We start from the raw sequence: 26,618 nt of genomic DNA, 5'->3' as shown, positions 1-26,618 counted from the left end.
TCGCTACTCGGGAAGAAACCTTCTGACCTGCGAAAACATGGTTTTCCGAGAGTGTGTGGCGTGCAGCGAACGCTGCGCGTGGTGCAGTGGATCCTGCTTTGCCTACGTCCAGGGTGACGCTTGTGAGGCTGTGACATTGCCGGAGTCGACCGGCACCCAGGCCCGGTGGTCGGCGTACTGCCATCCCTGGTCGTTCCTGATCGCGTGGGTGTCATTGAAGGTTTCGTGAGCTGCGATCAGTTGACTGGGGGTCGCTTCCCTCTGTCGGTGTGACGCGGTGCTGGTGGGTCCCGACCGGTTCGGTGGCGAGGCTGAGCAACGGATGTCCGCCGAGGTGAACGCGATCCGTGCCGTCTATTACACCAGTGGTGTATGCTATAGGCGTAATAAAGTGCAGATGGGGGCGCGTGCATGGCTTGGAAGATTGTCGTGGTCGAGCCGGCTCTTTCGTGGCTGCACGGTCTGCGCCGCACTGACCGCGACACTCTGATTCAGGTCAGCCAGGCTGTCACCGCCCTTCAGGAGGAAGGTCCTGCGTTGGGCCGGCCTCTGGTGGACACGATCAAAGGCTCGGCGCTGCCCAACCTGAAGGAACTCCGCCCCGGTTCGGCGGGGGCCACGGAAGTGCGCTTGTTGTTCGTGTTCGACCCGGACCGCCAGGCCGTGATCCTGGTCGGCGGTGACAAGGCGGGCAACTGGTCCGGTTGGTACCGCGTCGCGGTGCCCCAGGCGGAGCAGGCGTATGCAGAGCATCTGAAGCGAATCGATGGAGAGGACGGGGAACGATGACTGATCACCTCAAGGACCCGCAGGCCGTCTCCTGGGAAGATCTGGCCGAGGACTTCTCCTTCACTGATGCTGAGAAGGACCAGATCCAGAAGGGGGCGCAGGCGTTGGTCCTCGCGTCCCGTGTCCACCGGCTCGCCGAGTTGCGGAAGCGGCAGCACACCACACAAGTTCAGGTTGCCGCGGCCATGGGCGTCACTCAGGCTCGCGTCTCGCGTATCGAGAAGGGCCAACTGGAGCGCAGCGAGGTCGACACCCTGGCTGCCTACGTCAAGGCGCTCGGCGGCAAGCTGAAGATCGTCGCTGACTTCGGTGATGAGACCTACGTCCTTGGCTAGCCCGCGTGTCTCAGCGGCGGCGGTGTCCCAGGCAGTTGCTCGGGTTTCGGACCGCCGAAAGCTGAATGTGTTCCGATGCCCTGTCACTGTTGGCGTGTGACAGTCGATGCCTTCGGCGAACGCGCTCAGAGCGATCATCTCCGCTTGCGCAAAGAACACGGGCAGATGGTGCTGGCCCAGCCTGCGGTCGCCGGACCACCTCTGCCCGCGGACAGAACTGGTGTGATGACGGCGCGGAGCTACATGATGTTGTGCCACTCCCGGCATATGGTCACCAGCGAGCCCGACCGTGTCCGCGTGTTCGTCTCCCCATCGAGCCACAGCGGTGGGTCAGCGCTTGGAGCCGGGTGAGGCGTCTTCCACCTGGCTGGGACAGCCGGAGACGGCGTAGCGGGATCCGAGGGCGAGTGGTGGTTCTCGATGTCAGTGCCGCGCGCTCGGCGGCACTGACAAGCACGGCTATCTGGGTGGTAAGGGTGCATCGCGTGGCGGGCTCGATCGATCTGCTGGTGTGCGCGACAGGGGTGCACCATGACCACACCATCATGCATGTGGCCAATGACTTCGAGGTGGGTCTACGAAGAGGCAATGGGGGCACAGTCGCCAAAATGCGCTGGCCAGAGTGGCATCGAACCGGATCCGCCAGCGCACCTGAGGTCAGCCAGATGTGCTGGGTCCGGTCGCACCGGGGTGCGCCACTGCTTCATCATCCACCACGTACGTCTGCCCCCCCGACCTGATATTTGCTTGGGCCCGTCCGTACGCGCGCCGGGTCGGTGGATCCGCAGCTCTGTTCTGTTCGTCACGGCGCGCGGTCAACTCTGCCAGGGTGGCTCGTGCGTCGGCTATGGGCATCGACGGAAGATCAACGGCACGGGTTTGGCGGGCGGCCGTCTGTACCTCCAGGTAGGTGTTCGCGCAGGTCGTGGCATGGGCCATCCGCTGGGGTGCGTTCACGGTGGTCATAACGGCGCCGAGGCCGGCCGAGACCAGCGCGAGTATCCCGGCGGCGATGCGTCCCGTCGACTCCACCAGCGCGGTCGTACCGGCGACAGCGGCCAGCAGGCTAGTGGGAATGCCCATCATCAGATGCACTCCGCGCCAGTACTTCGCAGTTTCGAACTGCATTTGGGCGCTGTACATGGCGCTTTCCTCCAGCCTGCGGAGCTCGTCGACTATCGCTGACCGCCGGGCTCGCGCACTGTCCTGGGAGCTCTCTGCCACTGTGTGCCTCCTTGTCATCGGTAGCCACCGGCCAGGTCCGGAGTCAGCGGCTGAGCTCCTCCCGGTGGAGCCTGAGGGCCACGGGGACCGCATGGTCAGGTGGGAGAGCCTCCGATGCCTGCTTCCACAGGCGCAAAGTCGCCACGGAGGAAGCACGCAGCGAAGGCACCAACTCCGCTGGCGGGACGGGCCGGAGAGCCGCGAACGGCACGGCGGGCTCGTCTGCCACCAGTTGGAAGCGCTCCGGCGGGGTGCGCAGGGTCACGTTGCCTTGTGCGTGTTCCTCTGTGCCACGCAGAGCGACCCAGAAGCGACGCGGTTTCGTGTTTCCCGCATGAAGGACGAGCGGTGCGACGAGACCGTCCGGAACGGCCCAGGCGCCCCCGACGGCACGCGTGGGAGCCGGCATGGTCAACGTCACCTTCAATCGGCCCCCGGAAGTCTGCTGCACCGCTGCTTCGAACGGGCCGTCCCGGACGGTTCGCTCGTGAGAGGTTCCGGCCGTCCGCGCAGCGGCCGGCAGCGCCGACTCCAACCGGAGAGTCAGGGAAGGCTGGTGGCGGGCTCCGGAGCTGGGGCGCAGACGGAATCTGATCACCCGGGCGGTGTGTCCCAGCAGCGCGTCCTGCGTGCTCAGCCGCTCCACCAGATGACCGAGTAAGTGGGCTGTCGAACCAGGAATCCGATCGGCTCGGGCCGCCAGCAGGCCTGTCATCAGGGAGACGGCCTCATGGCGGAGGACTGCGGGGTCACGGCCCTCCCGCATCCCGCGTTCCAGAACCGCGAGGGGACCGGCGACCCTGGTCACCGCGGGGGCGAACCAGTGACGCAGTTCGTGAACGGGGGGCTCGACGGAGGGCGTCCCGTCGAGCAGGGTCAGAACGTTCTCCGCGACCGTGTCCAACGCGGCCCAGGGAAGCGTGTGGAAGAGCACCGGAGGCGGATCGGTCTCCATGTCGAGCCGGTGCAGCAGAAAGTAGCGGAGGTCCGGGCTTTCCCCGGCCAGGATGCCCAGGAGATCCAGTCCCATTGCCGGAGCGTTCCAGTCCGTCTCCATCCGGGCGATCAGTTCCGTGCCTTCCGGGCTCACCTGCAGGGGCCTGCCCTGGTCGTCCAACTCGACGTAGGTCATGCCGAGTACCGGGTGGTGAAGGGCCAGAACGCGGGCCACTGAGGCGCCCTCCCGGCTCGCGAGCACGCTTGTCCTGCGCCACGCCCCGTTCTCGAACAGCGGGAGCACTCGGGCGTCGGTCCGCTCCGCACCGTCGTTCACCGGTCCCGTGACGAGGTGCGTCCCGGAACTGGAGACGGTGGTGTGAGCGACCCAGCGTGCGAGAGGCCGGTGCCGAGCCGACGCGGAGCCGTTCACTCTGCTTCCTGCCGCAGTGCCTTCAACAGCTTCTCCACGCCTTGCCCGAGCATGCTCCCGGCGGCTGTCTGGCGGTCCTCCGGCAAGCCGTCCACGCACTCGTCGTGCAGCGTGCGCAGTTGGCCCCAGATGTGTGGCCCTCGTGCGCGGACGCGGTCGGCCAGATCGTCGGGGAACCCGAGCGACCACGCGCGCAACTCGCGGATGTTCGCCGGGCCGTCCGTCTCCCACCGAACGAGGAATTTCACGGCTCGCAGGGCCGTGGAGGCCTGGACCAGAGGATCGGGCGAGGTGTCGACGGGCACCAGCGCTCGCCCCGGTTCCGCCAGGTCCTTCAGGCCGCGTTCGCTCGCGTCGATGACCAGGTGGCGCTTGAAGTCGTAGAGGAGGCTGTTGACCGTGAAGTCCCGTTGCCGGCTGTCCGCGACGAGATCGGTGCCGGTGGCAGGGAACTCGAAACCGCCGAGGCCCAGACCGCGGTACTCGACCAAGGGCGCCGACTGATCGCTGCCGAGTACGGAGCAGACCAGGGTGTCAGGGCTCACGGGGATGCGGAGTTCGTAGGTCTCGCCGTCCTCGTCCAGCGCCTGACGGGTCAGCTCCGCGAAGCGGCCCGCCGGCGCGGTGCCCGTCAGATCCAGATCGCGCACCGCCTCGGGCCCACGACCGGACAGGAGCTCCCGGGGAGCTCCGCCGCTCAGCCAGACTTCGTGTCCGGCCGTGCGCACTGTCGTGGCGATGGGGTCGACGACACGTGCCCAGGGCGAGGACACGGTCGTCAGAAGGTCGTTCACGGCTGCCGGGAGGGACGGGAAGCCGCAGGCGGCGGGCACTACGCAGTGCTGCGGGAGCCTTTGGTGGGGCAACCGCTCGTCGTACGGGCCCGGCGCCCTGGACGCGGGGACGAGGCGCCGCGGAGGCACGGCCTCGCCGCGGTCGCTCTCCGTCAGCAGGCGGTCGTTGTGCGAGCTGGGCAACATGGGCGCCGGGGGTGGCGCGTATCCGAATCCGCTGACACGTTCCCCGTCGACCATGTCTCCGACCATCACCGGGCCGGCCGGAGCACGCTGTTCCGTGCCGTGGTTGCCGGAGCACTCGGAGTGCGGACCTCCGGCATCCTCCGTGCAGGTCATGGTGTGTACCTCCCCACCCAGAGAGCCTTGCCGCCCGCCCCCAGCCGCAGTTGCAGCCTGTGGTCGAGGTCAGGCGCGTACGTGGTGCCGTCGTACGAGTCGTCGTCCTCCTGCGGAATGTCCAACAGGCCGATGTCCTCGATCTGTTCGGAGGTGCAGCTGACGTCCTGGCCGGGCTCGTCGACGCAGTGGTGGGCCGCTAGGCCGGGGAACACGATGCCGTTCCCGGTACGGCCGGGGTGGCTGCTCAACAGCCGTACCAGCTCGCGGCGTCCCGCGGCGGTCGGGAGGGCCGCAAGGGTCTCCTCATCGCACAGGTCGCACAGTGACCGCAGGAGTGACACGTCGCCGGCTCGCGCAGCATCCCTGATGCGCTGAGCCAGCGCGCGCAGTGGCTGCGGGACGGGACCTCCACGGTCGTCCGTGCGGGCGACTTCGGTCTGCTCAGGCTGGGGCGTGGTCTTGGGTTCGTTCGCTCTCGTGCTTTCCGTAGGCGTGAAGGAGAACGACGACACCCCTGTGCTGATGACACGCCGTTTGCCCTGCTGGTCGGTGAACTCCAGGTCCCCGACCGGCACGGGGAGTTCTTCCGGCGGTTGGGTCTGCGGCCGCTGGGGCGCCAGGAGCCGTACCGCGCGTCCCCGGGCGCCGTAGCCGACCGCCAGCATTCCTGATCCGATGTAGTGCCACCTGCCGTCCTTCAAGTAGTACGAGACGAAGCGCTTCGTCTGCGCTACCTGGCAGTTCACCTGCGGGCCGAAGGTCACTGTTAGCCCTTGGCCTGCCCAGGCAAAGGATTGGACCGTGACACGATCCTTCAGTAGGGCCCGGACCATCGCCGCGTCGGTGGGACGATCCGGTGCCTGTCGGCCCTCCCGGCCATAAGTCGCGAGGCGGATGCCGGAGACGTTCCAGCAGGCACCTCCGGAGTCGTAGAAACTCCAGGCGATGTCCTGTCCGCCGGGAGACTGGAGGCCCTCCAGGAACGAGGTGGGGGTTCCGGCAGGCCGGAACGGCGACACGACGCCCGATCCGTCGACGGCGACCAGTTGGTACTGGCCGCGGCCCGCCTGTAACTCGGGCAGCGGGCTGGCCACGGTCACTTGGTCCCGACCGCCGGCGGCGACCTTGGCGTAGGGAGGCTGGGCGCTGCTGAGCGGCAGACGACGGGGCTGTCCGCGGAGTGGGAAGAGCAGGAGCGCGTCACCGTCCGTGGTCACCGTGGCCACGTCGTCGCCGAGGAAGCCAATGCCCCGGCAGGGGCAGGGCGTTGCCCGTTCGCGCCCGGTGGCGACGTCGAGGACATGCAGTTTCCGGCCGTCCGGGCTGTCGTACTCGGCGTCGATCCACGCCAGCGCGGTCGCGTCGGGTGACCAGCGGACAGCGTCCGCGGGTGCGCTCAGCCGCGCGCCCCGCCATGTCCGGCCTGCCGCGTCCGCCAGGACCATCTCCCGTGCCTTCGGCCGGACGAATGCGAGAACCGGGGTGCCGTGGCCGGTCGCGCCCGGCGCCTTTCCGCCCGGCGTGGCGTCGTCCCCACTCGGCGCACTGCAACTCGCCCCGAGCAGAACCATTCCCGCGGCCAGGACTGCTGCCCATCTCACCGCTCCGCGGATCCGGTTCATTTGGTGACACCCTTGCAGAGGTCGATGAAGGCCACCGAGTGGGCGACGTACTTCTTCCAGTCTTCCCGCGAGAGGCCGCCGTCCGTCCAGTCGCACATCCGCTTCCTGAGGGATCCCTCGGTCATCTTCCAGATGTCGACTGGGCCGGGTCCCCTGGTCTCCCTCACGGGGGGCAGCGAGCCTCCGGCGAGATAGGCGCCGTCGGGTGACCAGGCCAGGGACACCACATCATTGCCGTTCATGTCGCGCAGCGCGGGCATGGTCTGGCGACCGGTGGTCAGGTTGTGGACGAGGACTTGGTCCCCCAGCGCGGTGGCTACCAGTCGGCCGTCCGGAGAGATCTCGGCGTCGGCGACGAACTCGCCGGTGGGCAGTTGTAGCGGCTTGGCCAACGGAGTCAGCTTCCTGCTGTCCAGGAGTCCGATGGTGTTGCCGTCCCAGGTGAGGGTCAGGAGCCGGGATCCGTCCGCCGAGAGCGACAGTCGGGTCACTTCCGGAGCGGGGATCGAGCGCAGTTTCTTGCGGGTGACGAGATCCACCTCGACGAGTCGGGCGGCCTGTGCTTCGCCCTCGATGAAGAACCCGGTGCGTCCGTGGAGCGCCATGGCTGTCGTGCCGGGGCGAAGGGAGATCGTGCCCAAGCGGTCCCAGTTCCTGGTCGACCAGATGCCGACCGCTCCGGAGACGTGCCGCGCCACCATGAGGCCGGGCTCCGGGACGAAACCGACCTGGGTGACGATGCGGTCGGTCGACTTGCGCTTCCGGTCCTCTTGAGGAGACATCAACATCTGCTGGAGGAAGGTGCCGTCCTTCTTCCACACCGTCACGGCTCCGAGCCCCCCGGCCAGACCGGCGGCCCCGACGAACTTGTCCGACACGGCCAGGGAGTTGATGTACGACGCCGAGGCAGGGTAGTCGACCACAGTCTTGTACGAGGAGCCCGCAGGGCTGGTCCAGTCAGGCGTCGAGTCGACGTTGATCGTGTAGGCGCCGTAGGAGTCGTTGGACATGAAGTAGTCGGAGAGCAGCAGCCGGTGCCCAGGGCCGAAAGCCTCACCCGTGGAGGGTTTGGCCGGGGGGAGCGCCCGCTGGACGGATGTGTTGGCGAGCACGGTGACGCGTGCGCCGTCCCCGGCCGCGATCACCGTTCCGTCACTCGCACGCACCGCGGCTACGGAGCGCCCGCCGCTGGGCACGGACAAGGGAGCGGCGGCGCTGTCGGTAGAGGAGCGCACGGGAATCACCGCAGTCCCGCTCGCTCCAGCGATCACCACCTGGTCGCCGTCCTGCTGCAGCCCCTTGGGCCGGGTGGACAGACCGCCCAAGGGGTAGGCGATCCGGCTCTTCTGCTTGCGGTCCCAGGCCAGGACGCCGCCCTCGGTGGCCAGTGTCACCACATCCTCCGACGCACGCACCAGAGAGGCGTTACGGGGCACGTCCGCAGCCGGCACGACCCGCGACACCTTCTGCGTCCGGAGATTCACACTCACCACGTCGTTCGTGGTGAGAAGGAGGACTGCCTCGTCCGCCCCGTTGGCGAGGCTGGCGCCCGGGGGCACGACGTCCGCGCTCAGCACCGGCCGGTTCGGTGCGAGTTGCCCGGCGATCTGCTGCCCTGCGATGTCCTTGAGGTGCACGCACGATGTCACCGTGAGACTGACAGGATCGACGCTCGTCATGCTGCCGTCGTTCCATACTGCGGTGAGCGCGGCGCTGTGCGAGGTGAAGGCCATCCTGACGATCTCGCTGAACTCTCCCACGCAGGGCGGTGCCTTCAGCGTGCCCATCGGCTTCGGGATGTCGCCCGACGCGTCGAAGAATCTCAGGTTCCTGCCGTCATGCGCGGCGAGCGTGCCGGATTCGGTGTTCCTGACGAGTTCGGCGGCCCGCCCCCTGACCTCGGCGAGTTTCCGCCCGGACCGGGTGTCCCAGACGCGGATGGCGTCGTCGATGCCCGAGGTGTACGCCCGGCGGCCGGTGTCGTCCACTGCGAGGGCCTCGACGGCGGTCTTGTCGGCCACCCAACTGCGGACGGTGTTGCGGTTGGTCTCCAGGACCTCCTGCATGGCTTCCTTGGCGTCTTCGTTCCCGCTGTCGATCTGGTACCCGGCGAGCGCCAGCAGACCGGCCGTGCGCGGTTCGGTGGCGCTGAGTTTGACCGCTTTCGCGGCCAGCCCTGCGGCGACCGCCTTGTCGCTGTTGCGCTGGCTCTCGTCTCTGGCCGAGTACCACGCCGTGAGGGAGATGGTGAGGCACAGGGCCAGCGTGGTGGCCACCAGGCGCGATGTCGCCCTGACGTCCAAACGCCGTGCCGCCTTCGCGGCCTCCTCCACTGTGACCACACCGACGATGACCGCTCCGTGTTGATTGGCCGCCCGAGCTTGCTCCTCGTCCCTTTTCGGTACGACGACCCGGTTCTGGGCCTTCAGCACACTGAGCTTGTTGTCGTATCCGGTAACGGACTCGACGACTCGGGGGTTCGCCGCGGACACAGCGCCGACCACGGCCGTGCTCGGGTTGGTCCTACGAAGCCGGAGCGGTCCCCGGACCCCGGTCCTGGTTCTGCCGAGATCCGTGAGGAGTACGGCGAAGGCCGCGCCGAAGGACGAACCGCTCACGTGGTCGACGGGTCCGTCACCGTCACGCAGCGACCAGAGGACGGTGCCCTTCAGCTTCGCCGGCCTGGCGGTCGCCCAGGCGTCGGTGAGAGAGCGGCGAAATCCTTCGTCGCCGAGAAACGAGGTCATGCAGCGCGGATCCGGCAGGAGACTGGCCGGCAGTCCGCGCACCAGGTCCAGTTGGAGTCTGAAGCGTGCCCCCGGCCCGTCGTCACCGCGGTCGGCGAGTACCGTCAGATGGGGCCCGCGCAGGGGTTTCGGCAGTCCTCCGTCGAGTGCGAGGAGCATGAGGGAGAGGTGTCCGCTGACGGAGGCGGAGAGGGACTCGCTGGTGAGGAGTCCGCTCAGCCGTTCTCCATGGCGTAGTTCCGGCTCCGGGACCCACAGAGTCGTCGCTGGGGCCGTTGATGCCGCGGCGCCGCTGCGCAGGAGCCAGGACGTTCCCGTACGGAGCCGCTCCTCGGCGGTCGCGCGGGCCCCGACCAGGGCGAGCCCGAGCGCGGCGTAGGCGCGTAACGCGCGCGCCGGAGCCGACTCGTCCTCGACGAAGGGAGCGTCCACGGGCTCGCTCAGCCCGAGCCAGGCCGGTGCCTCGTCGAGGACGTCGTGCAGGGGCGTCTGCCCCTCCATGAGCAGGCGCAGCGTCTCCTCGTCATCCGCAGCGACGCACTCGGTCAGTAAAGCCCACAAGGGCTGGTCCGCGCCGGTGAGCCAGGAATGCAGATTGGTCGCGCTCGCGCCGACGGGCAGCCGACGCAGCAGGTCGCGTACCTCGGGAGTTTGCGGGCGTTCCACAGCCACGGCTGCCTTTCGTTCGCTTTCCTCGCGTGGCAGTTATTACTCCACGATCGGCGGGAGGTCATCTTGGCATCAACCGAAGCCTGACGAGAAGGAGAAAGTCGAATTTCGTGGACGGCCTCTTTTCAGATGCCGGAAGAAGACACCATGCGCATCACCAGCACCAAGAGAAACAGAAATCACACATCTGATCGCCTGTGATCGCTCGAATCATTCGTTTGTGAGCATATGCGTCCCAGGAGGCGCGGAGCTCTGCCATTCTTTCCCGGACTGTTCACGACCGAAGGAGTGCAGAAGCGTCCATGCCCCTTGCCTGGAGTCCTCGGTGGCTTGTGTGCCTGCTCTGCGTGGCGATACTGCTCTCTGCGTGCCAGGGCGGAGGAAGTGACGACAAGCCCCGTCCCGATTCCGTCGCAGTGAACTGGCAGCAGATTCCCCTTGCCGACCTCCCCTCTGTTTTCTTCGGGCTGACCGCTGAAACAGTCGTCTCTTCGAAGGACGGATTTCTGTTCGAGGGGCGCACGCAGGGCGGCGGATCAGAGATGTACCGCTCGGTTGACGGAATCCACTGGCGGGTTTCCCGGTTGCCGGGGGGAACCATGTCGGTCGGTTCCCTGACCGCGTACAACGGAGAGGTGATTGCGGGGGGCAAGGTGCTGCGTGACGGTGATGACTCCCCGGCGGTCACCCGCTACCGCGGAAGGGGGCGGTGGGGCGCTGTTGAGTACCTGCCCGAGGGGGTCTCCTCCGATGTCGTGCTGGCCGCGGCCCAGGGCCCGCGCGGCACTGTCGTGGTGGGCCACAACGGCGGGCCGTTCGTGCAGGCCACGGAACGCAAGCGGGGCCGGAGCCTGCGGGTGTGGGTCTCCGCGAACAAGGATCCGTTCGGTGCGCCACACAACGTGGCCTGTCCGCAATGGCAGGACCAGGAACCTGAGGTGGGGGTCATCGCTGACGAGCGTGGTTTCACCGTGTGGGCGAAGTGCGAGGATCCGTGGGGCCCCTCAGCGTCCTTCGTCATCGAGAGCCCGGACGGCACGAAGTGGCGCACAGCGACCGGACTCCGGGCACAACTCCCTTTGCGGGCGGCCGCCGCCGGACCGTCGGACTCCGTCGTCCTGACGGGGCCCCTAGCGTCCGCCGGTGCGACGGCGCGGTCCCCTGAGGCCTGGATCAGGAACGTCTCTGGCGGTTCAGGCTGGCGTAAGGCCGGAAGCCTCGGTGGTACGGAAGGCGATCGCCGATTCATCGACCATGTGGTCATAGTGCCCGGCGGATACCTTGCCGTGGGGTCGGCCGAGACTGAGGCCAGGAGCACCGGCGCCATGTGGTCCTCCGGCGACGGGCGACGCTGGAACAGGGTGACGGGCGGCAAGGACGGCTTCGGGCAGTCGGTGCGGGTGGACACGGTCGCCGAGTACGACGGCACGGTCCTCGCCTTCGGTACCGATCCGGCCCCGGACGGGCACCCGCCCTCTCGCACCCGTGTGTGGCTGGGAAGCTCTCCAGGCGTCACGCCGAAGCCAATCCCCACCAGGGGTGCAGGGTTGGAGGGGGTCGCCGGTTCATGGGGCTGGGCGCAGGGGTCACTCAAGATCTCGCGGCAGGGCGAATTTACCTACCGTTTCCGGATCTTCCGGGACTGCGCCACCGACGGGCCTCCGTGTGACGACGTGGACACCCCGACCTGGGGCGGTGTAGTCACCGGCAGGGTGGCGGAAGGGGCCACGGGCGTCTTCAGAGGCCGAGTGATGTCCTCCAACGCACCCGACCGGCCATACCGACCGGGAACGTCGGTTGTTGTCAGGCGCGACGAGTACAGCGCCGTCAGTCTCTCCATTGGCGACTCGGTGGTGGGAGTCTTCTGCTCACCGGGTGCCTATGACGAACGATGTCTTGACATCCAAGGCTGAAGAGTTTGAGTCGCCAATCTCCACGTCAGTTTGATCCCGTAGGGCACAGGCGAACTCCGCGCTCCGGTCCTGGCCGCCCCCTCTCCGATGACGGACCGGGGAATGCGACATGAGGTCCCGATACACGCCTCGGCGCACGACGGGACCGCGCGTCAGGTGTCAGACGTCGGCCGAGCACCTTGCTCGGCAGTGTCGCCGCGTTGTACGAGCCCCAGCCTGTGGTGAAGTCCCAGCCGGTGGCTGCGGGCGGCGCCGTTGCCGCCGCTGGTGATGCCGTGGAAGTCGGTGCCCTTTGCCGCGTAGAGGGCGGGGTTGGCGAAGGCGAGGTCGGACTTGCCGGCCGCCGCCTGCTGGTTGTAGAGGGTCGCACCGGGGCTGGGGTTCGCGTGTGCCGAGACGTCCTGGACCTGGCGGTAGCCGCTGCCCGCACGACGAGGCCGGAGGTGTCGACGAGGTACGGCGGCGGTCACTGTCCGCACCGGTATGGCGGTCGTCGCTCGCCACGTACGCGCTTGTTGGGCGGTAGGGGCACTTGTCCAGGAACAGGTCCATGTCCAGAGCACCGTCGGCTGTCAGTTCGCGGCCTTCTTCGAGTGCGCGCAGCCGCCGGTGGCGGGCCCTGTGCGTTGGGAATCCGGGTGGATGGTCAGTCCTGGGAGTTCGACGCGGTAGGCCAGACACAGATCAGTTGGGGCACGTCCGCTGGTAGGGCAGGCCGGCGGTGGCTCTTTTCCACTCACCGCGGTTGAGACCGCGGTGTACGAGGGTGCAGGCGCGGATGGTGGGGTCCGTAAGGGACCGTGTGATGGGCGTGATGTCCCAGAGGAACCCTGTTCGGGGCTGGTCGTAGTCGGTTTCGACGTTGGCAAGGGTGCGAGTGTCCGGGGAGAAGGCCAGGTGCCCGAAAAAGCCAGTCGTCGGTCCGGTGACGGTGGTGAGTTGACGTGGGGTGGAGGGGACGGTGACGTCCCAGAGGATCATGGTTCCGTCGTTCGCCGCGGTAGCGAGCAGGTGGCCGTGGGCGCCGAAGGCCAAGGACCAAGGGGAGTCGGCGTGGCCGGCGAGGCTCGCCACCTCCCTGGGCCGGCTTGGCTCGCTGATGTCGTACAGGACGGCGGCCTGGCGGTCGCCGCGGGCCAGGGCGAGCATCTTTCCGTCCGGAGTGAAGGCCGCAGCGAGATTGCCCGCGAAGGTGCCCCCGGATGCACTGAGGCTGCCCAGTCGGCGAGGCTTCGCCAGGTTGCGCACGTCCCACAGGATGGCTGCTTCGCCATCGGCGGCCGAGAAAAGGGCGCGTTGATCCGGACTGAAGACGACGTACCCGTTCAGTCCAGCGGGGATGTCTGCGGCGCGCTGAGGGCGGGTGGGGCGGGCGACGTCCCAGAGGATGGTGGCGGACTTGTCGGCGTCGATGACGGGTCCGTCAAAGTTGCTGTCCTTGACCAGGGGTCCCTCCGTCGTGGTCGCCAGGGTGCGGCCGTCGGGTCCGTAGACCGCCGAGGTCACCCGGCCGTGGTCGCTGGTGAGGGTCGATGTGTGCTGCGGGTTGGTCGGATCGGTGAGTTCGTAGAGCACCACCTTCGCGGATTCGTAGTCGACGACGGCCATCCGTTTACCGTCTGGACTGAAGGCGACCGAGAGGGGTTGGGTTGCCGTGATGGAGGCGAGGCGGCGCCGCCGGTCGGGCTCGGTGACGTCCCACAGAACGATGTGATGTCCGGCGCCGTCCCGTGTGGCCGCCAGGGCGGGTGCGCCGGCTGGGAGGACAACACCCAGCACACGGCCGTCGGGGGCGCTGAGGGCGGCCGTGGGGTGGGGGAGTACCTGTTCAGTGGCGTCCCAAAGGGCGGCCGTACCGTCGTCGCTGCCGGTTACCACGGTGCGGCCGTCCGGGGTGAAGGCGACTGAGTTGACCGGGGCGGTGTGACCGTTGAGGACGGCCAGGCGCCGGGGGCGGGCTTGGTTGGTGACATTCCAGAGCAGGGCGGTGTGGTCGGCGGACGCGGTTGCGAGAGTGAGGCTGTCCGGGCTGAAGGCCAGCCCGTGCACGGGACGGGTGTGGGCGCGGATGACCGACATCTGGCGTTGGTTGTTGGTGGTTGTCAGCTCCCGGATGTCCCACAGGACGACCTCGTTGCCGCTGTACGCGACGGCGAGAGTGCGTCCGTCCGGCGCGACGGCGACTGCGTAGACCTCCTCGGCACCTCGTCCGGGGGCGATGCCGATTCTGTGCGGGTGCTCCGGGTCGCTGATGTTCCAGATGCACGGGCTCTCTCCGGCGCCGTCGATTACGGCGGTGCGACCGTCGGGGGTGAAGGCCACGCTGTGTACCTGCCGGTACGTGCCGCCCTCCATCGTGGCGAGCTTTCGCGGGTGGTCGAGGTCCGTGATGTCCCACATGATGCCGAAGCGGCCGGCTCCGCCGCTGAGCAGGGTGTGCCGGTCGGGGCTGACTGCGATGGCCTCGATGGTGCTGGTAGCGCCGGTGATGCTGGTCAGGCGACGGGGCCGGGAGGGGTCGGACACGTCCCAAAGGATGATGGTGCGGTCCTCGCCACCGGTCGCGAGTAGCGTGCCGCCCGGTGCAAAGACGAGGGTCCTCACCGGTGCGTGATGGCCGGTCAGGCGGGCTATGCGGCGCGGATGGGCACGGTCGGTGGTGTCCCAGAGGAGGACGGCGCGGTCGGCGCCCGCGGTCGCTATGGTACGGCCGTCGTCGCTGCACGCGACGGCCTTGACGGGACCGGTGTGGGCGGTGAGGAAATCGGGTTCGTGACGGCTCAGGAGGGTCGTCATGAGGCTCGCCCTGGCGTTGTCGCTGGGGCCGAGTCGTTGGGCGGCGATGCCCAGGCGTAGGGCGGTGTCCGGGGCGGTCGCGCGCAGCGACTCGGCCTGGAACACCAGCCCGCGTGCGGTGGCCGTACGGTGCTGGGACTGGGCCTCGCGGCGCTGTGAGTCGGCGCTCTGGAGGAGTGCGCCCAACGATGCGGCGACGGCCACCAGAACGCACAGCACCACTGCCACGGCGGTCCGGCGCCGTCGGGCGGATCGGCGCTGTCGATGCTCGCTTGCCCGGACGAATTCCAGGGCCAGCGGGTTGCCGCTGTCCACCGGTTCGTCGGCAGCCCAGACCTCGGCGCGGGCAAGGCGGCTTCCGGTGTGGAGCAGCAACGGGTCGCGGCCCGCCCTCTCCCAGGCGTGGGCCGCCTCCGTCAGATGCTGTTCTGTGCGCAGTCGCGCCCTGTTCTCGTCGATCCAGCCGCGCAGTTGAGGCCAGGCGTGCAGCAGCGTCTCGTGGATGATCTCCACGCTGTCGCGCTCCATGGTGATGAGCCGGGTGTCCTCCATCGTGAAAGCGGTGAGGACGGCGGCGGCCCGCTCAGGGTCGGGGACCTCCGCGAGCAGTTCGGAGCGGGGGGCTCGGCGTTTGGTCGCCTCGGTGCCCTCGCCGATGCGCACAAGACGCAGCAGAAGGCTCCGGGCGGCGTCGCGGCCCCCTTCGTCCAGGCGTGACATCGCGAGCTCGGCCGTGGCAGCGAGCGCCCCGTGGATACGCCCGGTCTCTTTGTACCCGGCGACGGTGATCGTGGGACCGGTGCGCTGCTGCCAGGCGGTCTTCAGGGCGTGCGACAGCAGCGGCAACCGGCCCGCTTCGTAGGACCTTTGGTGCCGGCCCTTGGCGAGGGGCGATGCCCCCAGATCGCCGAGAAGTACGTCGACCAGGCCGGGTTCGAGCGTGAATCCGGCTCGTGCAGCCGGCTTTTCCACGGCGTTGCGGAGTTCGGTGGTGGACATCGGCCCTACAACGACGGGTTGTTCGCGCAGTGAGGGTACGAGTTCGGGAACGGCCATGCACTCCGCGTAGAAGTCGGCGCGGACACCGAGGACGACGAGTGCGGCCGGTCCGTGCTCGTCCCCGTGGGCCGCGGCGCGCAATGCGCGGACGAAGGCTTCCCGGAGACCGGCGCTCTTACCGAGGGTGAACACCTCCTCGAACTGGTCGACGACGATCACGACCGGCGTAGTACCACCCCCCGCGCGCAGCGCGGCGGGCAGCCGGAGTGGATCGTCGGCCAGGATCTCTGCCAGGCGGGGGGCGGGGACTCCCGTGAGCCGGGACAGCGCCGCCGCCAGCGCAGCCAGCGGCTCGGCGGTCGGGGTGAGCAGTACACGTGGCCAAGTGGCCGACCCGGCGACACATAGCTCGCCTCGGCTCAGGACGGGCAGCAACCCCGCACGCAGTAGCGAGGACTTCCCCGAACCAGAGGCTCCCAGTACGGCGAGCACTCGGCCGTCGTCGTGGCTGCGGGCGAGGGCGTCGGTGAGGGTGCGGGTGAGTGACTCCCGACCAAAGAACCAAGGCGAGTCCGCCGTTTCGAACGCGGCTAGCCCCTTGTAGGGACAGATGTCCGCCGCCAGGGCGCCGCTGTGGTTGCCGCCGCCGGGGGAGGGCGGGGCCGATGAGGCAGGTCGGTATGCGGGATTGGCGGCGACGACGAATTCGCCGGTACGGCCCTCGGTGAGATGCCGAGGGCGCGGGAAGCCTGCGGCGGGTAACTCGCGCTGAAGGTGGCGGAAGGCATGGTCGAGGGTGATCTCGGCCGGGCCGTCCGGGTCGCCGGCGGTGAGCAGACGCAGAAGGGCACCGCTGAACGCGGTGTGTCTCGCGCCTTCGGGGGCGAGGGCGAGTTCGTCACGCCCGGCCGAGACGATGACATATGCACCGGAGATGTCGGCCAGCGGCATCACTTCGTCCATGCCGTCCAGACCCTCCGTCGCCCGGCCCGAGTAACAGCAGTCGAGAACGACCACCAGGCGCCGGTGAGGACCGCCGTTCAGATACTGCCGAAGGCAGTGCCGCACAGTCGCGTACGGCAGGGAAGTGTGCGGCAGGCGGGTGGGCCGAGGGTCGGTCGAGCGGGTCGCGAGATGCAGGACTCCCTCGTCGCTCAACAGCCCGTGGCCGACGTAGTGAACGACGAGCAGACCGGTGGCCTGCTCGGCGGCGGCCGCGATGGCGTCGCCCATCTCCAGGGGCGTCGCTGGGTCCAGCGACGTGTGGACCGCGTGGCTGGGAATGCCGCAGCGTTCCACGTACGCCTGGGCCAGGTCGGCGAGGGTGCCGGCGACGGCCGGTACATCGGACAGGGAAGAGCCCGGTGCGTGGCGTCCAGTGCCCATCAGCAGCACCCGGGCCCCGGGGATGTCGCTCCAACGGGGTGTGCCGTCACTCACCGGAGGGCGCCCGCCCGTCATCTTGGTGACTCCCCAGATCCTCGGTGAGGCTGGAAAGCTCGGCGACGATGGTGCGTACGGCGGCCGAGTCCAGCCGCCGCACTCGCTCGGCGGTCACCTCGACTTCCGTACCATCCGGTCGCCGCAGTTTGATGACTGTGTCGGCCGTTTTATGCCGGATCCAAGACACCACTACTCCCGCGAGGGCGGTGACGGCACTGGCGGAAAGCACGTTGACAGCCAGGGCTTCCAGAAGCGCACCTAGTGAGCCGGGTCGAGCTTCAGCGTCCACGCCACGGATCCGGCCCCGTAGCTCCTCAACGTCGGTCAGTCTGCGGCGCAGTTCCCGCAGGTCGTCATCGCGCGCCGTCCCAGGCACGCTGATGCGGATCTCCATCCCGTTCCCCCCGGAAGGTACGGCATGTAATCGGCCGTGCGCACAGTGTAGTAAAGGAGTGATGTCATCGGGACGGTTTCACGGAGGGTTGCCACCGGACACCCTGGCTTCTTGGGGCTGATCACCGTCTTGTCTCGGAAGTGCTGGCCGGGCTTGTCCTTCCAGGGCGTGTTCCGGACGCAGGTTGGACACAAGGACCGGAAAAGACCGACAAGGGCTGAGAAGGGTGAGGCGCTAATCCTCTTCTGAGCTGGGAAAACGGCCAACATTGGCATTGATCGGCAAGGGCCGCCAAGATCCTCAAAGGAGCTGCGCGTGGGTTCAGCAGTGAGACGCGGTGGTGAAGTACCACAGCAAATAGGCCGCCATGGCGAGCACGACCGGCACGCCGACGAGGAGGCGGATCAGCAGGGCCAGGGTTCTGACCCACGGCTGTGCCGACCCCACGGCGAAGTCGGGTCTGGCCGGGTCGTACGAGATCCTTCTGTCGGGCGACGACGGGTAGCCCGCGCGTTCGAAATGGTGAGACGTTCCGCCGGTGTCGGTGAACGCGAACACGACGGTTCCGGGTTCGGTGTTCTCGGGCCCGCTGCGGTAGCCCGCCATCTTGGCGACGGTCGTCACGCCGTAGCGGTGCAGCAGCCACCAGGTCACCGTGGCACGCCACGTGCTGCGGGCGACGAGGCAGCCGAGGACGAAGCCCGGGAAGGCGTCGGCCCAGAGCTGGGGGAGGCGCCCGTCGCCTGCCGACACGGGGAGCAGCAGCCCGGCGGCGAAAAGGCAGGCGAGCGTCGCGCAGGCCCACCACCGGCCCGGGGAAAGGAATGCTCTGGGCCGCGGCCTGGGCGGCCAGGGGTGCTCCCTGGCCGTCACGAGGGCCGCGCCGTCGATGCGTCTTTCCGCCTTGTCCTGTCGTGGGAGCGCCGCGTTGACGGCGCACGCGAAGGCCTCCACTTCCTCGGCGCTGCGGGAGCTGATCGCGCAGACCGTCGCCGGTTCGGCTCGGGCGACCGCCGAGTTCAGCAGGATCTCGGCGGTCGGGCGCCCGTCCCTGGTGACGTGGACGGTCTCGATCGCGTCGAGGGGGATGACCAGCCGGATCCCTGCCCGGTCCAGTTCGACGCTCTCGCGTTCCAGGTATGCGGTTCCGCCTCTGCCGCGCAACATCGTTCCGGCCGCGGGCTCCGCGTCTCTGACAGTCATGACGGGGGTCCTCCCCATGGTCGACTGACGTGGTTTCCAAGGGAGTTGGGGTCACGGGATCGGCCACAGCCGCACCGTGCTGTCAAGGCTTGCCGAGGCCACGGTCCTGCCGTGCGGGCTGAAGGCCACTGATGTCACCTCGTCGGTGTGGCCGGTGAGGATGTCGACGGGGACGACGTCGAGCGTGCTCGTGTCCCACAACCGCACGGTCCTGTCCTCGCTGCCGGTGGCCAAGGTGTCCCCGTCCGGGCTGAACGCCACCGCCGTCACCGGGCCGGTGTGGCCCGTGCGCGTGAACTGCAGGGTGCCGGACACCGAGTCCCACACGCGGACGATGCCGTCGTCGCCGCCGGTGGCCATCAGATAGGTGACCGGCTGGAACGCGACGGGCTTGAAGCCCTGCCAGTGCGGGGCTTCGAGGGTGGCGTCGACGGTGGGGGAGAACAGGGCTTGCAGGTCCCACAGCCGTACCTGGCTGTCGGTGAGGTCCTCGCTGCCGGTGGCCAGCGCGTATCCGTCCGAGCGGAACGCCACCGTGTTGACCACGGTCATGCCTTTGGCCGTCAGCGTGTCGGTGACGGTGCCGGTGGCCAGGTCCCACAGCCGGGCCGCTCCGTCGCGGCCCCCGGTGGCCAGCGTCCTGCCGTCCGGCGAGAACGCCAGGTCCAGGGCGGAAAGGGGCAGTGCGACGCCGGTGGGTTTCGCCGCGTTCCACAGGGCCACCTGAAGGGTGCCGGCCACGGCCAGCGTCCTGCCGTCCGGGCTGAAGGCCACCTTCGTCACCTCCTCGACCTCGTCGGGCCAGGGGGTGGTCGAGATGCCCTTGGCCACGTTCCACGAACGCAGCGTGCTGCCGGTGCCCCGGACCCCGGACAGCCCGGCGACGAGCGTCCTGCCGTCCGGGCTGAACGCCACGCTGCGGGCGTGGCCGTCGGGCACGGTGAACACGCGCTCGCGGGGGTCGTCGTCGCTCGCTCTCGACTCGATCTCCGCGAACGTGACGGTGCCGGCTGTCAGGCCGAGCGCGGCGAGCAGCAGGGTGCGGCGCCGCACCTTGGCGCGCGGTCTCGTCGGTGGCCCGCCGGGTGGCGGTGTCCCACCGGCCGGCGTGGCGGGCGTGTCGGTCTCTGCGGGTTCGGTGGAATCCATCGGCGTACACCCTGTTCTCACGTAGGGGAGCAGTGCTGACGGGGTTGGTGCACAAGGGCGGTCACGGCGTCCGCGCAGCCCCAGGTCAGGGTGACTCCGGCGCCTCCGTGGCCGTAGTTGTGCACCAGTTGTCGTATCCGGTCGGGCGGGCGTGGATCGGTATCGAGGCGGACGCCACTGTCCCGGTGGGGCCGTAGGCCCACCCGGTGGCCCAGGACCGGGGCGCCTGCCAGTTCCGGCACCAGTTCGGTGCAGCGGCGCAGGATCGCGGCGGCGGTGGCCGGGGACGGTGTGGTGTCCCACTCGCCGAGCTCGAAGGTGCCGCCGAGGACGACGTCCGTGCTGCGGGGATGGACGTAGGTGTAGCCGTCGGCGTTGTCCGCGTCGCGCACGGATGTGTGCAGCCCGGGGTTGGCGACGAGGACCAACTGCCCTCGCGCCGGCCGTACTTCGGTGTCGCCGCAGAGGGCGCGGGCGGCCAGGCCGGACGAGTTCACGACCACGGGAGCCCATATGCCTGCCTGTTCCAGGGCGTCGACACGGCGACGGATCAGCGTGCCGCCCGCCGTGCGGAAGGTCTGCTGGAGCCAGGGCAGGTAGCGGGACATCTCGACGGTCGCGGCGGTGAACGCCCAGCCGCCGGTGAACGGGGCCCGTACGTCGTCCCCGCGCAGGACGCGGAAGTCGGGAAGGGCCGCGGCCCACCAGGGGTTGTCATGGGGCCGGCCGCGCAGCAGCATCCGGGTGGGGCGCATGACCACGCCGGGCACCCCCTCCGCCGCCTGACGGGCGAACTCGTCGTGGGTGCGGGTGGCCCACTCCAGTACGCGCGGCTCGAACCGCGTGTGGGCCGGATACCAGACCGCCGCGGCGACGGAGGACGTCGTCTCGGTCGACTGCTCGGCCGTGAGCACGGCGACGCGGGCACCGGCCTGCTGCAGGCGCAGTGCGGTGGTGAGCCCGATGACCCCGGCGCCGACGACGACCGCGTCGAACCTGTCGCCCATGTCTCCCCCTTGATCGCTGACCCGTGTGTTTCCCACTGTCGGCGGGGAGTTGACGACCTGTCCAAGACCAGCCATGTTCCAAGCCATAAGCCGCGCTTATAGTTGGCGGATGGACTTGCGGCGGCTGCGGTACTTCCTCGTGCTGGCCGAGGAGTTGAACTTCACCCGGGCCGCGCGCCGGCTGCACATCGCCCAGCCCGCGCTGAGCCAGCAGATCAGGGCGCTGGAGCGGGACATCGGCGCTCCACTGCTCGAACGAGGCAGCCGGGGCTGCCGGTTGACCCCCGTCGGTGAGGTCGTGGCCCGTGAAGCCGGCGAACTGCTGGCCCACGCGGACGCATCGCAGGAACGGATCCGTGCGGCCGTCGGCGGACGACAGGGACAACTGCGGCTGGCCCTGACCCGCTCCGCCCGCGGCGGCTCCGTCGACGCCCTCCTCGCCGCGTTCCGTACGCTCCATCCGGACGTGGATCTCGTCGTACGGACGGGGTGGACCGCGCACAACATCACCGAGCTGCTGGCCGGGAGGCTGGATGCCGCCTTCGTACGCCCTCCGCTGGACGACACGGGCCTGGAGTGCCGGCACATCGCCCGCGAGGAACTTCTCGTGGCCGTCCCCGCGGATCATTCCCTCGCCCACGCGCGAAGGGTCACCCGCAGGCACATCGCCGCGGAACCCGTGATCCTCTGGCCGCGCGAGAACGCCCCCGGAATGCACGACCTGATCACCCGGCAGTTGTGGCCGGACGGCGGGCCGCGCATCGTGCGGGAGGAACCCGACGACGAACAGCTTCTCCTCAGCGTCGCCGCGGGCACCGGCATCGCCCCGGTGCCCGAGGGGCGTGCTCGTGCGCTGCGCATACCAGGAGTGCGGCTCAAGCGGGTGACCGCACCCATGCCCACCGTGGACCTCGCCCTGGCCCACCGTCCGGCAAGCGTCGCGCCGGCACTGAGAGGGCTCCTCGGCCTCGTCGACACCTTGCCCGGGCCGTCGGCCGACTGACGTCGGCCACCGCCCGATCAGCGCATTTGAGGGCTTCGGGGGTGATCGACGGCGCTGAATGTCACTCGCCGTCTTCCGGTCGCGGTGGTGCCGTCCGCTCGGCATCGACGGTGGTGCGGCCGGAGGCGGCCAGGAGCGCGAGCAGCGCGAGCACGGCCAGCAGGACGACGACCAGCACCAGGATGGTCAGGACCGTCGGGTGGTTCCAGAGTGCGAACACCAGGGCCACGATCAGCAGGGCGGCCAGCGCGATCCACCGGCGGTGGGTCTCGGCCCAGCTCCCCGCGCGACCGGTGCGGACCTGGTGGGCGTACGCCCACCGTGCCGCGGAGTCGGCCGTGCGCTCGGATGTGCCCCGGACGGCGCGGGGCAGCCGCCCGGGGCCGATCAGGTAGGCGCCGAGCGCGATGACCACACCGAGCACGATCGCCGTGCGCAGGCTGACTTTCAGGAAGCGCAGCAGGGTGTCGAAGACGGCTGCCGCGGCGGCCTCCGACTGAACCTGGGGCGGGAGATGATCCAGGTAGTAGCGGCGGGCGACGACCAGGACGACGGCCACGACCAGGCAGGCGAAGGCCGCACCGAGAGCCGTACGGGCCAGGGCGCGGCGGCGCCGGTGGGCCAGCAGCACGCCGGCCGCGCCGATCACCACGACGAACACGGGAAACCAGTTCCCGATCACGTCCAGCAGATGGGCGCCCTTGCGGATCTTCTTCAGTTGGTCGGACTGGAGCAGCACCATCTGCTTGTCTACGTCGGGGATCTTGGCGGCCGGGGACAGGCCGGCGTCCACGAGTGATTGTTTGACCTGGTCGACGGCTTCGCCCACGTCGAGAGTGACCGTCCCGTCGTTCGTGCTCACGGCGCCACGGCCCTCGCCGGTGAGCGCGTGCACGACCGCGCTGTGGGCGCGCCGGTTGGCGTTCGTCCAGATGCGCTCGAAGCGGTCGCCGCGCACGAAACGGGTGGCCACCTTCTCGACCGTGTCGTTGACCGCGGAGTCGAGCTGCGGGCCCAGCCCCTTCAGCGACTGTGCCGCACGCGGTGGCAGGCCCTGCGACTGCAGCCAGGCGGCGATGTCGGCGGCGGCCTGGCTGCCGTCCACCCGCACGTCGGCGGCAGCGGTGATGCGTTTGACCGCCGCGTCCTCGATCGCCGCGTTCGAGGCCAGCGGCGAGACCGTTGCCACGTACCGGTCGGTGTCCAGCGCGATGTCGTGCACCCACACCGTGAGCAGCGCGACGGGCACCAGGAGGCAGGTGAGCACGATGAGCACCGCCGAGGCGGTCTTCCGCGTGATCCGTACGGCCGCCGAGCCGTGCCGGCGCTCACTTCCCGCAGCATCACCCGCGTTCCCCTCCGCGGTGGCATCGGGCTCGGACGGCTGGTGCGGGGTGGCCATGGGCGCTCCAGAGCTCCTGGGGGATCGTTTCCCTCCATTGCCGCTGCTCCACGATCACCCTGCCCGCCCAGGTGGGCCAGACGGGCGACTGCGCCCCGCCGTTCCAGGGGCAGCCCGTCGCCGGCCTGTAGAAGGAGGCCAGCGGCGCGTTCACGCGGACGGCGGGGTGGATCCGGAGGGCCGGAACATGAGCAGTGGGGGCTGGACCGGTCTGGCGGTGGCGGGCGTCACCGCCGCGTACGCGTTGGGTTCGCGTCGGCTGTCCTCGACGCCGCTGACGCCGGCGATCGTGTTCGTCGGCTCCGGGATCCTCCTCGGGCCGGCCGTGCTGAACATCGTCGACCTGCGGCGCGACGCCGCACCGATCCTCGCGCTTCTCGAAGTCACCCTGACGCTCGTGCTGTTCACCGACGCCATGACGGTCCGCAGAGGTGACCTGGTGACCGGCGGCTTTCTGCCGGGCCGCCTGCTCGGCATCGGACTGCCGCTGAGTCTCGGGGCCGGCTGGCTGCTCGCCCTGTTCCTGCTGCCGGGGCTGACGGTGTGGGAGTGCGCACTCGTCGGCGCCGTCCTCCTGCCCACCGACGTCGCCCTCGAAAAGACCGCCATCACCAGTCCCCGCGTTCCGGCACTCGTCCGGCACGGCCTCAATGCCGAAAGCGGCCTGAACGACGGCATGGTGCTGCCCCTCTTCGTGCTGTTCCTGGCAGCCGTCCCGGGCACGCATTACGCGGAAGAGGGTGTGACGGGTGTCTTCTGGCGCGCACTCGTGCTGAGCACCGCGCTGGGTCTGCTGGCCGGTGGGCTGGGCGGTCGGCTGCTGCAGTGGTCCCGGGCCGGGGAACGGGGGACGGGGGAGTGGCGGCAGGTCTACCCACTGGCCGTCGCGGCGGCGTCGTACGAACTCGCCGTCCTGACGGACGGCAGCGGCTTCATCGCCGCCTGGGCCGCCGGATTCGCCTTCGGGTTCGCCCTGCGCCGTCATCCGGCCGGCGTCGAGCGCGACGGCCCGGAGGGCACGGCCGAGTTCGCCGGGAACCTCGCTCGACTGCTCGCCGCGATCAGCCTTCTGGTCTTCGGGGCGGTGCTGCTCGGTCCCGCGCTGGAGCACCTGAACTGGCGGATCGTCCTGTACGCGGTGCTCAGTCTCACCGTCGTCAGGATGCTGCCGGTGGCTCTCGCGCTGGCCGGGAGCGGGCTGCGGCTTCCCACGGTGGCCTTTGTCGGGTGGTTCGGACCCCGCGGTCTCGCGTCCGTGGTGCTGGCGCTGCTCGTGGTCGAGGAACACGTACCCGGGGTGGAACTGCTGGGCAGGGTGGTCGCGCTCACCGTCGGCCTCAGCGTCCTCCTGCACGGCGTCTCGGCCGTGGCCCTCGCCGAGCGGTACGGCCGCTGGCACAGGAAGGCCGCGGCGGCCACGCCCGATCTGCGCGAGGGCCCACCTGTACCCGAGGGGTCCGTCAGGACGTGAGGACCTTCTCCTTGGCGTGCTGGAACTCCGCCTCGGTGAGGTCGCCCTTGCTCTTGAGCTCGGACAGCTTGGCCAGCTCGTCCGCGTGGCCGTTGCCCGCGCTTCCGGCGGTCTGGCGGATGTACGTGTCGAGCGAATCCTGCTGCGCCCTGGCGTACTGCTGTTCGCGCCTGCCCATGCCACGGCCCCGGGCGATCAGGTACACGAAGATGCCGAGGAACGGCAGGACGATCACGAAGAGGGTCCATCCCGTCTTCGCCCACCCGTTCAGCGAGTCGTCGCGGAAGATATCGCCGATGACGCGGAACAGCAGGACGAACCAGAGGATCCAGAGGAAGATCATCATCATCGTCCAGAACGCGTCGAGGAGCGGATAGTCGTACGCCAGATACAGGTTGTCGCTCATGGTCGTCCTCCTACTTATGCGCTCTGGGCGGGGACTCGGCCGGCCTCCACGGCGTCGGTGAGGGCTTGGTGGTCGCGTTCGTTCTGGTCGGCGTAGCGTTCGGCGAAGACGGCGAGCGCGCGGTCGAAGACATCACTCGCGCCCAGGTAGGCGGCGATGGCGATGCGGTCTCCGGAGCGGGCGTGGGCGCGGGCGAGGGTGGCGCCGCAGACCTGACCGAAGGCGCGCATGTCCTCGGGGACCATGAGCTGGGGTTCGGCGATGCCCTTCCAGTCCCGCAACTGGCGTATGTAGAAGTCGCGTTGGCGTCCGTCCATGCCGATGACGCGTTCCCAGCCGAGGAAGATGTCGCTGGTGGCCTGCATGAGGCGTTGCCCGGCGACGACCCGTTGGCCCTGGTTGTCGTAGGTGCTCGTGCCCGCGTACGGGGCCAGCACCGACAGGTCGGCCTCCTTGGCCTGCAGCAGCAGCGGGTCCTCGTCGTCCCTGCCGAGCAGCAGGACGATCCAGCAGCGGGTGCCGACGCTGCCGACCCCGACGACCTTGCGGGCCATGTCGACGATTCGGTACTGCCCCAGCAGGTGGCGGCGGTCGGACTGCAGGCTGTGGCCGTACCGCTCGATCAGCTCGCGCAGTCCTTCCTCCAGGGCGTCGCGCTCGGTGCCCGGCAGCAGGTTCTGGAGGGGCATGATCAGGGGCGGGTCGGGGGCGATCCTGCGCCGGCCGTCGACCACCCGCGTGAGCTTTTCGAAGGCCTGGAGGCTGTCGCGGCCGCGGGCCTTGGCCATGGCCCGCCGGGCACGCCTGCGGGCGTCCGCTCCCAGTTTCCGGTCCGCCAGTGCCTGCAGCATGTCCGCGCCGGCCTGGGTGTACCAGACGTCGAGGTTGCCCAGGCCGGCGAAGCCGCGCATGTTCTTGCGGTAGGACCGCACGGTGGCTCGTACGACGGAGGCCCGTTCGGCATCCGTGTAACCGTTTTCGCGTCCGGCGATGGCGAGGCTCGCGGCCAGCCTCTTGACGTCCCACTCCCAGGGGCCGGGCAGGGTCTCGTCGAAGTCGTTGATGTCGAACACCAGGCGCCGCTCGGGCGAGGCGAGCAGCCGGAAGTTCAGCAGATGCGCGTCCCCGCACAGTTGGGCGGTGATTCCCGATCGGGGGGTGTCGGCCAGGTCTCCGGCCATGATGGAGGCGGCGCCCCGGTAGAAGCGGAAGGGGGACTCCAGCATCCGGCCGTAGCGGATGGGTACGAGTTCCGGCAGCCGGGCGGCGGACTGCGCCTCGATGGTGTCCACGGGGTCCGGTCGTTTCGCCGAGGGCTGGTACTCGGCGTGGGCGGAGCGTGGCGCGTCCGCCCGTGCTGCACGGCCCCTTGCCGCCCGTTCCTCCGGAAGCCTTCCGTCGGCCTGGTCAGGCATGACGCCACCTCCTGGGGGAAGCGGCCGGACGGAGCGTCTGCCCCGACCCGGACCATGCTCCCCACTCACCCCCACGGTTTCACACTCCGTAGCGGCAGGCATCTTGGCCACCGGTGCCCCTGCGGC

At 69.2% G+C, this 26,618-nt stretch carries 19 protein-coding genes; 5 read left to right on the top strand and 14 right to left on the bottom strand.

Translation table 11 applies throughout. The features are described 5' to 3' along the window. Positions 1-411 precede the first annotated feature (411 nt). Positions 412-789 (top strand): type II toxin-antitoxin system RelE/ParE family toxin, encoded by a 378-nt coding sequence (locus tag OG223_RS17685; RefSeq protein ID WP_329249172.1) that lies wholly within the window; start codon positions 412-414, stop codon positions 787-789. After that, positions 786-1,124: an XRE family transcriptional regulator gene (locus OG223_RS17680; protein WP_329249169.1), complete on the top strand. Its 339-nt coding sequence runs from the start codon at positions 786-788 to the stop codon at positions 1,122-1,124. The genes OG223_RS17685 and OG223_RS17680 overlap by 4 nt, the downstream gene beginning before the upstream one ends. A 657-nt stretch (positions 1,125-1,781) precedes the next feature. On the opposite strand, the gene OG223_RS17675 is transcribed toward OG223_RS17680, so the two are convergent. The 5 genes from OG223_RS17675 to OG223_RS17655 form a co-directional block, all read right to left on the bottom strand. Then, positions 1,782-2,366 (bottom strand): SLATT domain-containing protein, encoded by a 585-nt coding sequence (locus OG223_RS17675; protein WP_329249165.1) that lies wholly within the window; start codon positions 2,364-2,366, stop codon positions 1,782-1,784. A 25-nt stretch (positions 2,367-2,391) separates the two neighbouring features. Then, positions 2,392-3,621 (bottom strand): hypothetical protein, encoded by a 1,230-nt coding sequence (locus OG223_RS17670; protein ID WP_329249162.1) that lies wholly within the window; start codon positions 3,619-3,621, stop codon positions 2,392-2,394. 92 nt (positions 3,622-3,713) lie between these two features. Then, positions 3,714-4,850, bottom strand: a complete 1,137-nt coding sequence (locus OG223_RS17665; protein WP_329249159.1) for a hypothetical protein — start codon at positions 4,848-4,850, stop codon at positions 3,714-3,716. Then, positions 4,847-6,475: a hypothetical protein gene (locus OG223_RS17660; RefSeq protein ID WP_329249156.1), complete on the bottom strand. Its 1,629-nt coding sequence runs from the start codon at positions 6,473-6,475 to the stop codon at positions 4,847-4,849. The genes OG223_RS17665 and OG223_RS17660 overlap by 4 nt, the downstream gene beginning before the upstream one ends. After that, positions 6,472-9,894, bottom strand: coding sequence for a WD40 repeat domain-containing protein (locus tag OG223_RS17655; protein ID WP_329249153.1), 3,423 nt, complete (start codon positions 9,892-9,894; stop codon positions 6,472-6,474). The genes OG223_RS17660 and OG223_RS17655 overlap by 4 nt, the downstream gene beginning before the upstream one ends. Before the next feature lie 413 nt (positions 9,895-10,307). On the opposite strand from OG223_RS17655, the gene OG223_RS17650 reads away from it, so the two are divergent. Beyond that, a complete protein-coding gene (locus tag OG223_RS17650; RefSeq protein WP_329249150.1) occupies positions 10,308-11,804 on the top strand; it encodes a hypothetical protein in 1,497 nt (498 codons plus the stop codon). Positions 11,805-11,956: 152 nt separating this feature from the next. On the opposite strand, the gene OG223_RS17645 is transcribed toward OG223_RS17650, so the two are convergent. The 6 genes from OG223_RS17645 to OG223_RS17620 all read right to left on the bottom strand — a co-directional run bounded on the left by OG223_RS17645 (position 11,957) and on the right by OG223_RS17620 (position 20,795). Beyond that, positions 11,957-12,283: a hypothetical protein gene (locus OG223_RS17645; protein WP_329249147.1), complete on the bottom strand. Its 327-nt coding sequence runs from the start codon at positions 12,281-12,283 to the stop codon at positions 11,957-11,959. Between the two features lie 205 nt (positions 12,284-12,488). Further along, positions 12,489-17,060, bottom strand: a complete 4,572-nt coding sequence (locus tag OG223_RS17640) for a caspase, EACC1-associated type (RefSeq protein WP_329249144.1) — start codon at positions 17,058-17,060, stop codon at positions 12,489-12,491. Then, positions 17,032-17,436, bottom strand: coding sequence for an effector-associated constant component EACC1 (locus tag OG223_RS17635; protein ID WP_329249142.1), 405 nt, complete (start codon positions 17,434-17,436; stop codon positions 17,032-17,034). Before OG223_RS17635 ends, OG223_RS17640 begins: the two co-directional genes overlap by 29 nt. Before the next feature lie 321 nt (positions 17,437-17,757). After that, complete coding sequence (locus OG223_RS17630; protein ID WP_329249139.1) at positions 17,758-18,639, bottom strand: hypothetical protein; 882 nt, start codon at positions 18,637-18,639, stop codon at positions 17,758-17,760. Between the two features lie 51 nt (positions 18,640-18,690). Then, positions 18,691-19,788 (bottom strand): WD40 repeat domain-containing protein, encoded by a 1,098-nt coding sequence (locus tag OG223_RS17625; protein WP_329249136.1) that lies wholly within the window; start codon positions 19,786-19,788, stop codon positions 18,691-18,693. 17 nt (positions 19,789-19,805) lie between these two features. Continuing rightward, a complete protein-coding gene (locus OG223_RS17620; protein ID WP_329249134.1) occupies positions 19,806-20,795 on the bottom strand; it encodes an FAD-dependent oxidoreductase in 990 nt (329 codons plus the stop codon). Between the two features lie 109 nt (positions 20,796-20,904). Between OG223_RS17620 and OG223_RS17615 the strand changes: the two genes are divergently transcribed. After that, positions 20,905-21,798, top strand: coding sequence for a LysR family transcriptional regulator (locus OG223_RS17615; RefSeq protein WP_329249131.1), 894 nt, complete (start codon positions 20,905-20,907; stop codon positions 21,796-21,798). 61 nt (positions 21,799-21,859) lie between these two features. On the opposite strand, the gene OG223_RS17610 is transcribed toward OG223_RS17615, so the two are convergent. Continuing rightward, positions 21,860-23,200, bottom strand: coding sequence for a hypothetical protein (locus tag OG223_RS17610; RefSeq protein WP_329249128.1), 1,341 nt, complete (start codon positions 23,198-23,200; stop codon positions 21,860-21,862). Positions 23,201-23,387: 187 nt separating this feature from the next. Between OG223_RS17610 and OG223_RS17605 the strand changes: the two genes are divergently transcribed. Beyond that, positions 23,388-24,671: a cation:proton antiporter domain-containing protein gene (locus OG223_RS17605; protein WP_329249125.1), complete on the top strand. Its 1,284-nt coding sequence runs from the start codon at positions 23,388-23,390 to the stop codon at positions 24,669-24,671. Here OG223_RS17605 and OG223_RS17600 read toward each other — a convergent pair. Then, positions 24,661-25,077: an SHOCT domain-containing protein gene (locus OG223_RS17600; protein ID WP_329249122.1), complete on the bottom strand. Its 417-nt coding sequence runs from the start codon at positions 25,075-25,077 to the stop codon at positions 24,661-24,663. The two genes, OG223_RS17605 and OG223_RS17600, sit on opposite strands and share 11 nt — an antisense overlap. 14 nt (positions 25,078-25,091) lie before the next feature. After that, entirely contained in the window at positions 25,092-26,492 is a 1,401-nt protein-coding gene (locus OG223_RS17595) for a DUF2252 domain-containing protein (RefSeq protein ID WP_329249119.1), read from the bottom strand. Positions 26,493-26,618: the final 126 nt, after the last annotated feature.

The organism is Streptomyces sp. NBC_01478, assembly GCF_036227225.1.
Lineage (GTDB): Bacteria > Actinomycetota > Actinomycetes > Streptomycetales > Streptomycetaceae > Streptomyces.
This window is presented reverse-complemented; position numbering and strand designations above follow the sequence as displayed.

What these genes read in the sequence shown, in the direction of transcription:
- OG223_RS17660 (WP_329249156.1), bottom strand. Translation starts at nt 6,475, where the DNA reads ATGAACCGGATCCGCGGAGCGGTGAGATGGGCAGCAGTCCTGGCCGCG.
- OG223_RS17635 (WP_329249142.1), bottom strand. Translation starts at nt 17,436, where the DNA reads ATGGAGATCCGCATCAGCGTGCCTGGGACGGCGCGCGATGACGACCTG.
- OG223_RS17680 (WP_329249169.1), top strand. Translation starts at nt 786, where the DNA reads ATGACTGATCACCTCAAGGACCCGCAGGCCGTCTCCTGGGAAGATCTG.
- OG223_RS17600 (WP_329249122.1), bottom strand. Translation starts at nt 25,077, where the DNA reads ATGAGCGACAACCTGTATCTGGCGTACGACTATCCGCTCCTCGACGCG.
- OG223_RS17610 (WP_329249128.1), bottom strand. Translation starts at nt 23,200, where the DNA reads ATGGCCACCCCGCACCAGCCGTCCGAGCCCGATGCCACCGCGGAGGGG.
- OG223_RS17685 (WP_329249172.1), top strand. Translation starts at nt 412, where the DNA reads ATGGCTTGGAAGATTGTCGTGGTCGAGCCGGCTCTTTCGTGGCTGCAC.
- OG223_RS17605 (WP_329249125.1), top strand. Translation starts at nt 23,388, where the DNA reads ATGAGCAGTGGGGGCTGGACCGGTCTGGCGGTGGCGGGCGTCACCGCC.
- OG223_RS17640 (WP_329249144.1), bottom strand. Translation starts at nt 17,060, where the DNA reads ATGACGGGCGGGCGCCCTCCGGTGAGTGACGGCACACCCCGTTGGAGC.
- OG223_RS17630 (WP_329249139.1), bottom strand. Translation starts at nt 18,639, where the DNA reads ATGACTGTCAGAGACGCGGAGCCCGCGGCCGGAACGATGTTGCGCGGC.
- OG223_RS17615 (WP_329249131.1), top strand. Translation starts at nt 20,905, where the DNA reads ATGGACTTGCGGCGGCTGCGGTACTTCCTCGTGCTGGCCGAGGAGTTG.
- OG223_RS17675 (WP_329249165.1), bottom strand. Translation starts at nt 2,366, where the DNA reads ATGACAAGGAGGCACACAGTGGCAGAGAGCTCCCAGGACAGTGCGCGA.
- OG223_RS17625 (WP_329249136.1), bottom strand. Translation starts at nt 19,788, where the DNA reads ATGGATTCCACCGAACCCGCAGAGACCGACACGCCCGCCACGCCGGCC.
- OG223_RS17665 (WP_329249159.1), bottom strand. Translation starts at nt 4,850, where the DNA reads ATGACCTGCACGGAGGATGCCGGAGGTCCGCACTCCGAGTGCTCCGGC.
- OG223_RS17620 (WP_329249134.1), bottom strand. Translation starts at nt 20,795, where the DNA reads ATGGGCGACAGGTTCGACGCGGTCGTCGTCGGCGCCGGGGTCATCGGG.
- OG223_RS17595 (WP_329249119.1), bottom strand. Translation starts at nt 26,492, where the DNA reads ATGCCTGACCAGGCCGACGGAAGGCTTCCGGAGGAACGGGCGGCAAGG.